This window comes from Vreelandella venusta (assembly GCF_007989605.1).
In the GTDB taxonomy this organism is placed as follows: Bacteria; Pseudomonadota; Gammaproteobacteria; order Pseudomonadales; family Halomonadaceae; genus Vreelandella; species Vreelandella venusta.
Map to the genome: position 1 here is coordinate 39,129 of NZ_BJUL01000002.1, position 13,861 is coordinate 52,989.

Here is a 13,861-nt window from a genome sequence, read left to right on the forward strand (position 1 = left end):
TCTATCCTGAAAGGCCCACAGCGCAGGCCCAAACGATAACGGTTAACTAGTTAGCAGGCGAAGAAGATTCTTGTAATCTTCACGAATATCCGCATTTTCCTCTTGCAGCGCTTTTACCTTCCGGCAAGCGTGCAACACGGTCGTGTGATCACGGCCACCAAAGGCATCACCTATTTCCGGCAAGCTGTGATTTGTTAGCTCTTTCGCTAGCGCCATAGCAACTTGCCTTGGCCGTGCGACGGAACGAGAGCGACGCTTAGAAAGCAGATCGGCAACTTTAATTTTGTAATATTCGGCAACCGTTCGTTGAATATTATCAACACCTACCTGTTTATCTTGAAGCGCTAACAGGTCTTTAAGCGATTCGCGAATAAATTCCTGGGTAATGGTTTTCCCCATGAAATGCGAATCTGCAATCACCTTTTTCAACGCACCTTCAAGCTCGCGGACGTTTGAGCGAATCTTTTGAGCAATAAAGAAGGCAGAGTCGTGCGGGAGATCAACTTTCGCCTGATCGGCTTTTTTCATTAAAATCGCTACACGGGTTTCAAGCTCTGGCGGCTCAATAGCCACAGTCAGCCCCCAGCCAAAGCGAGATTTCAGACGCTCCTCTACACCACTAATCTCTTTTGGGTAGCGGTCAGAGGTAAGTATCATTTGCTGTCCACCCTCTAATAATGCATTAAAGGTGTGGAAGAACTCTTCCTGGGAACGCTCTTTTCCAGCAAAAAACTGAATATCATCAATAAGTAGTGCATCAACGCTGCGATAGAAACGCTTGAAATCGTTAATCGCATTTAACTGCAGTGCTTTCACCATATCCGCGACAAAGCGCTCAGAGTGTAGATACACCACTCGGGCATTTTCACGCCGGCCAGCCAGGGCATTACCGACAGCGTGCATCAAGTGTGTTTTACCTAAACCAACGCCACCGTATAAAAACAGTGGGTTATAGGCTCCGCCAGGATTTTCAGATACCTGACGAGATGCCGCACGAGCGAGCTGGTTCGATTTACCTTCAACAAAAGTATCGAAGGTAAAATTAGGGTTTAGCCCGCTGCCATGTTTTAGGCTGCCTTCAACCTGTACCTGGCGCTCATTACCTCGCCGACTTGGTGACTCCTCCCGTAGCTGATCAATTTCTCGCTCATCGGCAAGATCCCCTCTTGGCGGCGTATGAACCGCAGGCGATGCTTGCCTTGAGGGAGATGCTGAGACGGGATTACCCAAGTCTCTTGGCTGCGGGGCAGGTGCTGCCACACGGCGGCTACCTACTGTCAAACTGACTTTAGGAGGCTTGGATGGCGCAAGCTCGCGCATCAGTTCGCTGATACGCTTTGAATACTTATCACTCACCCAGTCGCGCACAAAGCGATTCGGCGCCAACAAGCGTAGCTCATTGGTCTCTCCTTCTTCTGCCTGCAGCGGACGTATCCAGGTATTGAACTGCTGTGAATTCAGTTCGTCCTGCAGGTAGTCCAGGCACTGTTGCCAAAGCGCGAGTGACACTCATCTCACCATCGGTTGAAAACGGCCGACCATTGTAGCGCCCAACGGACCGGTTATCCACACGCACTAATGCCTCTTTTTGCCTTGTGGACAACTATTCATAAGGCATAGGGAAAAGCTGGGAATCGATCAGGGACAAAGCTGTTTTGATGTATTCTATAACCTGTTGAACACACCTAATTAACAGTTTATTTAAGGCTTATCCGAAGGTTATGCACAGATTTTTTATTTTTTTAAGCTGTTGATAAAAATCATCTAAAACAACTTATCCACAATAAGTATCCCCACTATTAATAACAGTAGGTTTTAAATAACCTCATTAGTAATAATAGTGTCATGACAAGAAGCCACGATGGCGATGTGCACAGGGCCTCCATTGCCTTTTTAACGCTTTTTGTGCAAGGAAAAATTGCACCGGACGCGGGAAGTCTCTACAATTTCCGGTCTTGAATTGAAACTCCCCGGCTAGTTTCCTCACTGGACCGGGTCTTTTGGAATTCACTTTCCGTCCTAAACCACGTGGGAATAACGAGTTATGAAACGCACTTTTCAACCCAGCGTTCTCAAGCGCAAGCGCGCGCATGGCTTCCGTGCTCGTATGGCAACCAAAAACGGCCGTGCCGTTATCGCACGCCGCCGCGCCAAAGGCCGCAAGCGTCTGAGCGCCTGATCTCGGATTGCGTGTGCCGCATCAAGGCTTTCCCCGGTGCTTACGTTTGCTAAACGCTGGGGATTTTAGTCACGTGTTCGAACAAGCAGACCTGAAGGTTCATGGCAAAGGTATGATGGCGTTAGCGCGTTTGAGTACCCGGGGGCATCCCCGCATTGGACTGGTGGTCAGCAAAAAGAATGTGAAGCTCGCTGTTGATCGCAACCGCTTTAAGCGACTCGTGAGAGAATCTGTTCGCCTCCGCCAAGATCACTTACCCTCTGTGGATATCGTGATACTGGCAAAGCGCGGTGTTCAAGATATTGATAACGAGACGCTGAATCGCCAGCTAAATGGCATGTGGAAACGGCTTCAGCGCGACGCACAGGCGGTGTCTGTATCACTCCCGCCTAATGGCGTAACACGTGACGCTTGACGACACACCTCGCCGCTCGACCTCGGCCTGCCGTCTGGCAGGCTTTCGTGTGTCATGGGTCGAGTAAATGACACTGCGCCATTAGCATGTTCACCACCCATCGGGCAGAACCCTCATGGACGTAAAACGACTTTTATTACTGATTCCACTGGCAGTACTTGCCTACCTATTGGTTGTACAGTGGAATCAGGATTATGGGCAAATAAGCGTCGATTCGACGCCTGAAATTACCCAAAACAGCAACGACTCATCCGCCAACAATGTTGGCAGTGATGATTTATCGGTTCCCAGTTCGTCGGCTCCCCAAAATGCCATTAGTGAAGGCATGCCGGGAGAAGCAGAAAGTAACTCGTCTAGCCGAGACTTTATTGCTGTCACTACCGACGTTCTCGACGTACGTATTGACCCACATGGTGGCGATATCGTGTACGCCGCCCTACCCCAGCATAAGCTAACGCAGGATTCAGATCGTAACTACGTGTTGCTTTCTGACAACTCAACGCGTAGCTACGTCGCTCGTTCGGGTCTTCAACTGGACGGCCAGGCTAGCCGCATTGCTTTCACGCCCGAGCGTACAGAGTACCGCTTAGGAAACGATGAAGAGCAGCTAAGTGTTGATTTAACAGCGGAAGTTAACGGCGTTGAGGTTATTAAGCGATTGACGTTTAAGCGCGGCGACTACGCGGTTAACGTTAGTTACTATTTAGCCAACAACACCGAGTCACCGATTAGCGCACGCTTTATCGGTCAACTGGCGCGCGATAATAGCCCAGACCCCTCAAGTGGCGTCTCTATGGGTATGAAATCGTATCTAGGTGCAGCCTACTCTACCCCTGATGCGCGCTACGAAAAAATCGACTTCGACGATATTCAAAGCCATAACTTTGAAAATCGTGAGGCGCAGGGTGGCTGGATTGCGATGATCCAACACTACTTCGTATCTGCCTGGGCGCCGGCGCAAAACCAGCAAAACCTCTACTATGTCACTACCGATTCACGGGATCGTAATGTCGTAGCGTTTGCTGGCCCCACGAGCAGTGTGGCCGCTGACGGCGAGGCAACGCTAAGTGCAACGCTGTACATGGGACCCAAGGTTCAAGACTATCTTGAACAAGTCGCTCCCAATCTACGCTTAACCGTCGATTACGGTTGGCTGTGGTTTATCGCTAACCCGCTGTTCTGGTTACTGGATAAGATCCACGACATCGTTGGCAACTGGGGCTGGTCAATTGTACTGCTGACCGTACTCGTGAAACTGGTGCTGTTCCCGCTATCCGCCAAAGCCTACAAGTCAATGGCGCGTATGCGTAAACTTGGCCCGGAAATGCAGCGTCTCAAAGAGATGTATGGCGATGATCGCCAGAAAATGTCTCAAGAGATGATGAAGTTCTACCAGAAAGAGAAGATCAATCCTCTGGGTGGTTGTTTGCCGATTCTGGTGCAAATGCCGGTATTTATCGCCCTGTACTGGATGTTGCTTGAGTCCGTTGAGCTGCGCCATGCGCCGTTTATGTTCTGGATTCAGGATCTCTCGGTGAAAGACCCCTACTTCATCTTGCCGATTTTGATGGGTATCTCGATGTTTGTTCAGCAAATGCTGAATCCGACACCGCCAGATCCCATGCAGGCGAAGATCATGAAGATGTTGCCGATTATCTTCACCTTCTTCTTCCTGTGGTTCCCAGCCGGTCTGGTTATCTACTGGGTCGTCAACAACATCATCTCGGTGGCGCAGCAGTACTTCATTACGCGTAGCATTGAGAATGATCCCAACGTCGGCAAAGGGTTGCGAACCAAGTAACACGCTCCCTTATGCTACCTCCAGACCCCCGCCTTTGCGGGGGTCTGGCGTTTTAGGATGAACAACGCGACAATCTTCGCCATACACCAACGAGAAGCGCCATGGCCGATCGACTTTACACCCAAGACACCATTACCGCTCTGGCAACTCCTCCTGGCCGCGGCGGTGTTGGCATTATTCGCGTCTCAGGCCCTGCCTGCCGCGATATCGCAGCCGCTGTACTTGGCCACTGCCCCTCCCCTCGTTACGCTCACTATGGCCCTTTTTATGCCGCTGAAAGCGTGATTGATGAAGGCATTGCGCTACTGTTCAACGGGCCCCACTCATTTACGGGTGAGGACGTGCTTGAACTGCAAGGGCATGGCGGGCCAATCATTATGGATATGCTGCTTGAACGCTGCCTACAGCTTGGCGCACGCCTCGCACGCCCAGGTGAGTTTTCAGAGCGTGCTTTTCTAAACGACAAGTTGGATCTAGCCCAAGCCGAAGCCATTGCCGATCTGATAGATGCCACTTCCCGCTCCGCTGCCGAAAATGCCGTACGCTCGCTACAAGGTGAGTTTTCCCAGCGTATATCGACATTAGTGGAGCGACTGATTGAGTTACGGGTATACGTCGAAGCGGCGATTGATTTCCCTGAGGAGGAAATCGACTTTTTAGCCGATGGCCACGTTGCCAATCGTTTAGACAGCGTTCAGCAAGCGCTAATGGCGGTTCGCAAAGCCGCAGGTCAAGGGGCACTGTTACGTGAAGGAATGAGCGTGGTGATTGCTGGACGGCCCAATGCCGGTAAGTCTAGCTTGCTCAATGCATTGACCGAACAAGATACCGCTATCGTCACGGATATTGCTGGCACCACCCGTGACGTGCTGAGGGAATATATCCATATTGATGGCATGCCGTTGCATATAATCGACACCGCCGGGCTGCGCGACACTCCCGATGCCGTAGAGAAAATCGGCGTTGCCCGTGCTTGGGAAGAGATCGAAAAAGCCGACCGCGTGCTGCTATTGGTAGATGCCTCCACTACCGATGCGACCGATCCTATGACTATTTGGCCAGAATTTGTCGCCAGACTCCCCGATCAAACACGCCTGACACTGGTGCGAAATAAAATCGATACCAGCGCCGAACCAGCAGGCATTGATTTATCCACAACCCCGCCAACGATCAGGCTATCCGCCAAAACCGGCATGGGTGTGGATAACTTAAAAACCCATCTAAAAGATATTATGGGCTTTTCTGCGACAACCGAGGGACGATTTTCAGCCCGCCGTCGCCATTTAGACGCCTTAGATCGCGCCATGGCGGCACTAGACACCGGTCGAGCCCAGCTAGATGGCTACGGAGCCGGGGAATTGCTGGCCGAAGACTTGCGCGATGCTCAGCAGGCGTTAGGCGAAATTACCGGTGAATTCAGCGCTGACGACCTGCTCGGCGAAATTTTTGGCAGTTTTTGTATTGGTAAATAACACACGGCCAACCGGCTATTCGCCTACCAGCCACTCTGATCGATAGTCACTATCTGAGCCTAGCAGCGGCGTAATGTGGGCCATCGCCGCCGCTAGACGCTCATCCAATCCCCAAGGCGGGTTAATCACTAGCATTCCACTACCGTACATGCCATGGCTTTGCTCGCTTGGTGCATGGCGTTGAAGCTCGCTACGCCAAATTTTACGAATGCCGCTCTCCTTCAAACCGTCTAGCAGCGAGTGATGGTGGCCTGCTGGTAACAGTGGATACCACACCAGTAGCACCGCATGCCGCGCTTTGGCTAGGCTATAGGTCACTGCATCAACTACCTCTAAATATTCCGCTTTACGTTCGTAGCTAGGGTCAATCAGTACGCATAAACGAGGGGTTGCAACCGGTATCAGCGTACTCAAGCCTGTCAGGCCATCACCATAAATTCGCTGCGCCTGCGGGGAAAGCAATTGGCTGCTTAAGTGCTCATGCTCACCAGGGTGAAGCTCAAATAACGTTAGGCGATCCTGCTCGCGAAGCGCCTGAGAAAGCCACCAAGGTGAGCCAGGGTAATGGGTCAGCTCAGATGTATGGGGCTGGGCAGTTAGCAACGTGGTTAGCCAACCTCTCAATAAAGGGTCAGTTAGCTGTTCACTCGCTTTCCACAGCGGCCAAATGCCCTCACGGTATTCTTGAAGCCGCTGAGTCTCTTTGGTGTTAAGTGGATAGAGGCCTCGTCCCGCATGAGTATCTATATATGTAATGGCCGTTTTTTTACGTAATAGATAATCAACCACCGCGTAAAGCGTTAAATGTTTCTGCACATCGGCAAAGTTACCGGCATGGTAAGCGTGTTGGTAAGACAGCATAGTCGCTCGCTAACAGAGAATCGAAAAAAGCCCGCTATGTGAGCATAGCGGGCGTTTATCGGCAATGCCGAGGTTAGCTTATCAATCGTTAGCGTTAACCCTGGCCATTCCCAGTGGGAGTCAAGGTGATTTCAACACGGCGGTTTTGCGCACGGCCTTGTTCAGAATTATTGCTAGCAACCGGCTGGTTGGCCCCGTATCCCATGGTGTTTAATCGAGCCGAGGATACGCCATTTTGGCTAAGGTAATTACCCACAGACTGGGCACGGCGCTCAGACAGGCGCTGGTTATAGTTTGCATCTCCGGTGCTATCAGTGTGGCCAGCAATATTGACGCGGGTATCCTGGTACTGGGTCAGTACATTCGCTACCTGGTTAAGAGAGTTACGCGCCTCGCTGGTAAGCTCAGCAGAGTCGAAACCAAACGTAACGCCGCTGGGCATATTAAGCACAATATCGTCACCGCGACGATCAATCTCAATACGCGAGCCCTGGAGATTTTGGCGCAGCTGTTGCTCCTGACGATCCATATAAACGCCTATGCCGGCACCCGCTGCAGCACCTACCGCCGCACCAATCAATGCACGATCACGACGGCTAGTGCTGCCATCGCCAGACAGCGCACCAGCGGCAGCGCCAATAGCCGCGCCAATGCCAGATCCCATCGCAGTGCTAGAGCGCTGCGTCTGACCGCCATAAGGGTCCGAGGTAGCACAACCAGCTAACAAAATGGCTGCTGCCAGCGGGGTCAGTAGTCGAGAAATACGCATCACTCACTCCTTGATAATCTTCAGGGTAATAGCTTTATATATCGCTGATCACTCATCGCTTATTAATGTCAGCAATTCGTTCAAGAATAATAGACCTTGAGGCGATGCACGCAGCTTTTCGGGCATTTCCATTAAAAGTCCTTTTTCATACGCACTTTGTAACCGTGAAAGTAACACGTCTTGTGGCTGCCCTGTGTAAGCCGTCCAGACATCCATTGTGACGCCATCGGTTAAACGTAACGCATTCATCGCAAACTCAAGGGGTAGTTCCTGCGTTGCTATCGGCTGCTTGCCAGCCACAAAGCCACGCGGATCATTTGCACGGCGTAAATACGCCTCTGGCTGACGCGTCTTCCAGCGCCTTTCAATATGCCGCTGACCCTGGCTATCAACCGTCGTCAGTTTTCCATGCGCTCCCGCCCCAATTCCCAAATAATCGCCAAACTGCCAATAATTGATGTTGTGGCGGCTTTGTTGACCCGCTCGCGCGTAGGCGGAAATTTCATAGCGCCGCAAACCAGCTTGCTCAAGGCGTTGGTGGCCAGCTTCTTGAATGTCCCAGAGAGCCTCTTCTTCTGGTAACACAGGCGGATGAGAGAAAAACGCCGTATTCGGTTCAAGCGTTAACTGATACCAGGAGAGATGCTCAGGCTCTAGAGCCAATGCCTGTTCAATATCCTCCATCGCTTGAGTCGGGGTTTGTTTAGGTAACCCATGCATTAAATCAATATTGAGATTATCAAACCCAGCTTCACGCGCCTGGCGAACAGCATTGACCGCTTCTTGGCCGCTATGAATACGCCCCAACGCGCTAAGCTGCTCAGGGCGAAAGCTCTGAACTCCTAAAGACAAGCGATTGATCCCGGCTTCTCGATAACCAATAAAACGCTGCTGCTCGGTCGTGCCAGGATTCGCTTCAAGGGTAATTTCGATAGTAGAGGAGAACGGTAACCGAAGGCGTATCTCTTTGAACAATTGATCGTAAAAAGCAGGTGATAACAGGCTTGGCGTGCCACCACCAATAAAGATAGTTTGAATTTCTCTTTCACTTGCTAACGATAAATCACCCTCCAAATCATTGAGCAGGGCATTTAAATAAGCCGCTTCGGGCAACTCGTCATTACTAGGCTCATGGGAATTAAAGTCACAGTACGGGCACTTACGTACGCACCATGGCGTATGAATATATAGCGATAAGGGAGGCAGTAATTCAGCCATGCGCCACCTTCAACAGCTCAACCAAGCCCTGTAATGCTCGCCCACGATGACTAAGTCGGTTCTTGGTTTCACTGGATAGCTCGGCAACACTCATTCCTTGATCCGGTAGCCAGAAAAGAGGGTCATAGCCAAAACCGCCATTACCTCGTGGATGCGCCAGAATTTCACCTTCCCAACTGCGTTGCACGATAACAGGTACGGGATCTTCTGCATGACGCAAGTAGACCAATACGCACCAATAACGCCCACTACGTTGACCCTCAGCATAGCTGCTGAGCGACGTTAATAATTTCTCATTATTGCGCTCGTCACTTTTAGGCTCACCGGCATAACGCGCTGAATAGATACCTGGCGCACCATGAAGTGCATCCACCTCAAGGCCTGAGTCGTCTGCCAATGCAGGCAACCCACTGATTCTACTTGCCTCACGAGCTTTCAGAAGTGCGTTTTCAACAAAAGTAAGCCCTGTTTCCTCCACATCGCCTACCCCAAATTCGGATTGCGCACGAACATCTAACCCAAGAGGTGCTAATAATTGATTGAATTCTTTTAATTTTCCTACATTTCCGCTGGCTAAAACTAAGGTATTTGACGATGCCATAACGATATCTCCGAAAAGGAAGGTAATGAGTTTACTTGTCTCAAATTTCTTCTAAAGCAAGCCTTTTGTTACTCAATGTAAACATGCAGATCTAATTTAAATATTCCTTATGTTAAAAAATAAATAAATTTAAATCATATAGTTAACATTTATATTTCCAAAAAGCATATATATGTTCAAATTATTTTTACCAAACAACTAATAACAAAACTTTACGAAATGTATCTTATAGGCAACACTTCTGAGAGCACCTGCTCACTCTTTCTTTCCACGAGGGCTTCCCAATGTCACAGGAAAAGACCATAGGTTTGGTGTATCTCATTACCGAAAAAAGTCCGCAATCACAGCTATTTGCAGACTATTTACATGATCACACCAATTGCTCAATTAGCATTTACTCGCCTGACGTCACCATACCCTCTTCACCTGTCGAAAAGCTGCTCATCCTAATTGATAGTGACCATATTAGTGTAGAGGCATTGCCAGAGTGGCAAGAGAAACTGCCAGAAGCGCTTACAAAAGTCCCCCTAGCCGCTTTCAATATCCGCGATATGGACCATGCGCTAGAAGCGCTCTCGTGCGCTCAATTGAAAGGGGTATTTTATCGCAATGAGAGCTTAGAGGTATTTTGCAAAGGTATCCACGCGTTACTTGATGATGAGCTGTGGATGTCTCGAGATTTAATGGCGCGCCTGATTCTTTTTTATCGCAAGTATCAAAGCAACGCGTTCCGTCCAGCCTGTGGATTAACCAATCGAGAAATGGAAATCATCTCTTTATTAAGCGCGGGTTCTTCTAACCAGCAGATTGCCGACAAGTTGTTTGTAAGTGAGCACACCGTCAAGTCTCATCTTTATAACATTTTCCGAAAAATAAACGTCCACAATCGTATTCAAGCACTTAACTGGATACATCAGAACCTTGGACCAATTCTTCCTAATATAGAAACCGCACGTAGTTTACAACGTCATCGGTAGCTTTTTAAAAGGGTATATAGCTATGAATTTACTTCGCTATTTACTGGTCATTTTTATCAGCTTTCTTGTATTAACGACTGATACATTTGCCAATGAAAAAAACAATACTTCCCGCGCATTAGCCGCCAGCGAACAGGAAGAAGTTAACGCTATTAACCAACTATCAAGCCCCGATGGCCCAGAAATTCAAGGACAACGAAATAGAGGTAGTGAACTTACCGGCATCATGGTCGACCGTACCGTCACCATGGCAGGTAAGACCTTTTATCGCGCTTTCAGCCAGCGGGCAATGGATAACCTCATTATCGGTAATGCCACGATTACCATTCAAGAACGTCCCGATGCCCGCTGGGGCAGCCAAATTGCCATCGTGGAAGGCAATCGGATGTACTTCAGAACACAGCTCTCTCCCAGGATTAGCGAAGCTGACCGCGTAGCAGGAGAAGCTGTCAATATCGTTGAGGAGGCACTTCTCCAGCAGCAGCTGGCATCTGCTCTTACCTCAGATAAAGACTTGGGAAAAGAGGAGTTATTCTAATGAAAAACTATAGAAAAACAGCTTGCGCTACGTTCATAGTGTTAATGGGAATAAGTGTTCACGCGCAATCAGGAGATTTAATTTATAAACCTATTAATCCTTCTTTTGGCGGTGACCCTTTTACAGGTAGTTACCTGTTAGGTAAAGCCCAGTCGCAAGATACCAATACAGATCCAAATGCACGTAGGGGGCAAACATTATCATCCACTGAGCGCTTATTACAAAGTTTAGAAAGTCGGTTGATATCACAGCTCATTTCCGATGTTAGCCGCGGTGAAGTCAGTGAAGGTAGCTTCGATAGCGATGAGTTCGGCGTTGTCGTAAGTGACAATAGCGGACAACTAATTGTGCGTGTTGTGGATAAAGTTACTGGAGATGTAACAGAGATTAGCGTTGGCGGCCTATTTAACCCTTAACAACAACATCGATACCAATCGCTAAAAAACCAGTAATAACGACTAACGCTATCTGCTTTGTCAGGGGATCATTATGAAAATTATCGCCTCAATTGTCATCGCGAGCCTGCTGAGTGGCTGTGCAGGAATGGTGGCAACGTCTGAAAATTTAGAAGGTGCTGAAGCAACACTCACACCTAGAGGAGCTACCTACCAGGATCTTGTATCGCTCCCGCCACCGTCAGGAAAGATATTTGTCTCTGTGTATGATTTTCGTGATCAAACAGGGCAATATCGGCCAGCCCCCGCCAGCACGTTTTCAACGGCGGTAACCCAAGGGGCTGCAGCTATGCTTACCGGGGCCCTATCTGACTCTGGCTGGTTTATCCCGCTTGAACGTGTTGGATTACAAAACTTGTTAACAGAACGCCGTATTATTCGCGCGGAGTTCGAACGCTTTGGGCAGCCCGATACGCTGCCATCGTTAAGAGCAGCGTCGGTGATGTTAGAGGGTGGCATTATTGCTTATGAATCGAACGTACGAACCGGAGGAGCCGGTGCCGAATATTTTGGCATTGGGGCATCAGGCCAGTACCAGGTCGATCAGGTGACAGTGAACTTACGTGCGGTGGAAATCTCAACAGGCGAAATATTAGCTAACGTCACCACCACCAAGACTATCTATTCCAAAGAGCTACGCGCAGGGGTTTATCGCTTTATTGATTTCAGGCGGTTATTAGAGGCCGAAGCAGGTATAACCACAAATGAACCGGTTCAGCTCGCGGTAATGTCGGCAATAGAATCTGCTGTCATTCACCTTGTAGCGAGAGGTATCGAGAATCGATTATGGAATCTTGCTCCCGGAACCAATATTCAAAACACCATTTTAGATGACTATCTTAATGCACCGATACCTATGCTTTAGTAAAAATTAATCAAGGGAACACTACTAAAATAAAACTATAAAAAACAATGGCCACTCGATCGAGTGGCTTTTTTTATTAAAACAGAAAATTCAACATAATTAAAATACTAGTACTATAAGAATCAAAAAAATAGCAAATACACAATATAACTTACGTTAAGCATATAACCACAGCATTAAAAAAACTTCCTATGGCGCCATTCTTAGAATGGTCCAAACTCAATCCATGAAACAAAAAGTCACACTAAGTTTCAAAAGGAATTAAAAATGAAACATTTCAGCTATCGGCTCAGAACAACTACAACGAAAAAAACTCGTTGTCGTGCTGCGATCACGATAGCTTTTGCTCTGCTGACTTTATCTTCTGCGTTACAAGCCAATGAGAATGAAAGCGACTTATTCGATAGAAGTGCAAGAGTTACTCAGTTTGCGGCTATTGATAATGCCGCACTACACAGCAATCTAAGCATCATTCGTCAACAAGGTAACAATAATAAAGCAAGTGTTGCTCAGTCACGTTCAGTGAGTTATCAGCTCTCTAATTTTGCCTACATCGATCAAGTCGGCAATGGTAATCAAGCAAGCATAATGCAAAGTAACGGAAATAATACCGGAATTATTTGGCAAGTAGGCGATGACAATACCGCCTCTATTAATCAGCAAGGTAATAACGTCTCGTTTAAAGCCGATATTTATCAAAACGGATTTAAAGGTGACGTTTCGATTTCACAATCGGGCAGTGGCTTACGTGCTGTAAGTGTCCAGCAACAGAATCTTTCGGGCAATGCACGACCAGTCACTATCGATACCTACTGAGTCGCCAGCTGCTTCTCAGTAAACAACCAAAGCAAGTCGATCGAAAAAAAGGGGAAACACAATGAAAACTCAAATGACCGTTATCGCTGCTGCTGTTGCAATGGCTGTTAGTTTCTCTAGCCAAGCGCGTGACTTTGATAACTCTACAACAAACCCTGCTGCTAACGCAGGCTCAAACCCCGCGTTTGAAAATCAGCAAGATATCCGTGAGGGCATGAACGGCTTTGATCGTGATGCAATGCGGACTTCGCTTATTTTCCAGACTGGTAACAACAACATGGCTGAAACTGATCAGTATGATGATGAGCAATACTCCCGTGTTGGCCAGGAAGGTAATAACAACAACTCTTATGTGTATCAAAGCGGCGATCAGCATGAGTCGATTGTTTATCAGATAGGCAATCATAATGATTCAAACGTCGTGCAAGATGGTGGCAGCCTTAACGACTCTTATGTACGTCAACAAGGCGACAACAACAGCTCTAATGTTGCTCAATTCTTGAACACTGCGCAAAGCGACTCAATTATTGAGCAGTTCGGTAACGGAAACGATGCTGAAGTTTATCAAGCATTAAATACTGACGAAACCTGGAGCTTTATCCATCAAGATGGCAACGACAATGAAGCCAATGTCCTTCAGGTTGAAGCAGATCTGAGCGCCTCCTATATTTTCCAAGGTGGCGACGGTCATATCGCGAATGTCTTCCAGACAGGCAATAGCAACGTGTCAACCATTCGCCAGAACACCGTTGGTGGTAGCGCAGCTTCAGCAACTCACTTCCAGGCGGGTAACAATAACTCTGCTATCTCTACTCAGTGGTAAACATCTTTGTGGGTACTTTTATAAATACTTTTTAAGTACTTACTTAGCTCAGGAAACCGCCCCTCTTTGGG

General features: G+C 48.3%; 15 protein-coding genes. 10 read left to right on the forward strand and 5 right to left on the reverse strand.

Going from position 1 to position 13,861, the window contains the following annotated elements; all coding sequences use genetic code 11:
* Nucleotides 1–42 precede the first annotated feature (42 nt).
* The gene (dnaA, locus tag HVE01_RS02360) at nucleotides 43–1,509 is read right to left on the reverse strand and encodes a chromosomal replication initiator protein DnaA (protein ID WP_146942203.1); all 1,467 of its coding nucleotides are present in this window, start codon (nucleotides 1,507–1,509) and stop codon (nucleotides 43–45) included.
* Between the two features lie 535 nt (nucleotides 1,510–2,044).
* Between dnaA and rpmH the strand changes: the two genes are divergently transcribed.
* The 4 genes from rpmH to mnmE all read left to right on the forward strand — a co-directional run bounded on the left by rpmH (nucleotide 2,045) and on the right by mnmE (nucleotide 5,867).
* A complete protein-coding gene (gene rpmH / locus HVE01_RS02365) occupies nucleotides 2,045–2,179 on the forward strand; it encodes a 50S ribosomal protein L34 (RefSeq protein ID WP_009723348.1) in 135 nt (44 codons plus the stop codon).
* A 13-nt stretch (nucleotides 2,180–2,192) separates the two neighbouring features.
* Nucleotides 2,193–2,594 carry a ribonuclease P protein component gene (gene rnpA, locus HVE01_RS02370; protein ID WP_125753364.1) on the forward strand — a complete coding sequence of 134 codons (402 nt, stop codon included), beginning with the start codon at nucleotides 2,193–2,195 and terminating at the stop codon, nucleotides 2,592–2,594.
* 115 nt (nucleotides 2,595–2,709) lie between these two features.
* Entirely contained in the window at nucleotides 2,710–4,395 is a 1,686-nt protein-coding gene (gene yidC / locus HVE01_RS02375) for a membrane protein insertase YidC (RefSeq protein ID WP_125753361.1), read from the forward strand.
* A gap of 101 nt (nucleotides 4,396–4,496) precedes the next feature.
* Nucleotides 4,497–5,867 (forward strand): tRNA uridine-5-carboxymethylaminomethyl(34) synthesis GTPase MnmE, encoded by a 1,371-nt coding sequence (mnmE, locus tag HVE01_RS02380; RefSeq protein ID WP_125753358.1) that lies wholly within the window; start codon nucleotides 4,497–4,499, stop codon nucleotides 5,865–5,867.
* 15 nt (nucleotides 5,868–5,882) lie between these two features.
* Here the strand turns inward: mnmE and HVE01_RS02385 are convergent, their stop codons facing one another.
* The 4 genes from HVE01_RS02385 to rdgB all read right to left on the reverse strand — a co-directional run bounded on the left by HVE01_RS02385 (nucleotide 5,883) and on the right by rdgB (nucleotide 9,316).
* Nucleotides 5,883–6,728, reverse strand: coding sequence for a 23S rRNA (adenine(2030)-N(6))-methyltransferase RlmJ (locus HVE01_RS02385; protein WP_146942205.1), 846 nt, complete (start codon nucleotides 6,726–6,728; stop codon nucleotides 5,883–5,885).
* A 94-nt stretch (nucleotides 6,729–6,822) separates the two neighbouring features.
* Complete coding sequence (locus HVE01_RS02390; RefSeq protein WP_089040124.1) at nucleotides 6,823–7,497, reverse strand: YiaD family glycine zipper/OmpA-like lipoprotein; 675 nt, start codon at nucleotides 7,495–7,497, stop codon at nucleotides 6,823–6,825.
* A 48-nt stretch (nucleotides 7,498–7,545) separates the two neighbouring features.
* Nucleotides 7,546–8,715 carry a radical SAM family heme chaperone HemW gene (gene hemW / locus HVE01_RS02395; protein WP_125753352.1) on the reverse strand — a complete coding sequence of 390 codons (1,170 nt, stop codon included), beginning with the start codon at nucleotides 8,713–8,715 and terminating at the stop codon, nucleotides 7,546–7,548.
* The gene (gene rdgB / locus HVE01_RS02400) at nucleotides 8,708–9,316 is read right to left on the reverse strand and encodes an RdgB/HAM1 family non-canonical purine NTP pyrophosphatase (protein ID WP_146942207.1); all 609 of its coding nucleotides are present in this window, start codon (nucleotides 9,314–9,316) and stop codon (nucleotides 8,708–8,710) included. The genes hemW and rdgB overlap by 8 nt, the downstream gene beginning before the upstream one ends.
* A gap of 284 nt (nucleotides 9,317–9,600) precedes the next feature.
* On the opposite strand from rdgB, the gene HVE01_RS02405 reads away from it, so the two are divergent.
* The 6 genes from HVE01_RS02405 (at nucleotide 9,601) to HVE01_RS02430 (ending at nucleotide 13,790) form a co-directional block, all read left to right on the forward strand.
* On the forward strand, nucleotides 9,601–10,293 hold the full coding sequence (locus HVE01_RS02405) for a response regulator transcription factor (protein WP_125753346.1): 693 nt from the start codon (nucleotides 9,601–9,603) through the stop codon (nucleotides 10,291–10,293).
* Between the two features lie 22 nt (nucleotides 10,294–10,315).
* Nucleotides 10,316–10,831: a CsgE family curli-type amyloid fiber assembly protein gene (locus HVE01_RS02410; protein WP_146942209.1), complete on the forward strand. Its 516-nt coding sequence runs from the start codon at nucleotides 10,316–10,318 to the stop codon at nucleotides 10,829–10,831.
* Nucleotides 10,831–11,247, forward strand: a complete 417-nt coding sequence (locus tag HVE01_RS02415) for a curli assembly protein CsgF (protein WP_125753340.1) — start codon at nucleotides 10,831–10,833, stop codon at nucleotides 11,245–11,247. The genes HVE01_RS02410 and HVE01_RS02415 overlap by 1 nt, the downstream gene beginning before the upstream one ends.
* Before the next feature lie 73 nt (nucleotides 11,248–11,320).
* Nucleotides 11,321–12,151 (forward strand): CsgG/HfaB family protein, encoded by an 831-nt coding sequence (locus tag HVE01_RS02420; protein WP_125753337.1) that lies wholly within the window; start codon nucleotides 11,321–11,323, stop codon nucleotides 12,149–12,151.
* Between the two features lie 267 nt (nucleotides 12,152–12,418).
* Entirely contained in the window at nucleotides 12,419–12,967 is a 549-nt protein-coding gene (locus HVE01_RS02425) for a hypothetical protein (protein WP_146942211.1), read from the forward strand.
* Nucleotides 12,968–13,028: 61 nt separating this feature from the next.
* Nucleotides 13,029–13,790 carry a hypothetical protein gene (locus HVE01_RS02430; RefSeq protein WP_125753331.1) on the forward strand — a complete coding sequence of 254 codons (762 nt, stop codon included), beginning with the start codon at nucleotides 13,029–13,031 and terminating at the stop codon, nucleotides 13,788–13,790.
* The last annotated feature ends 71 nt before the right edge of the window (nucleotides 13,791–13,861 follow it).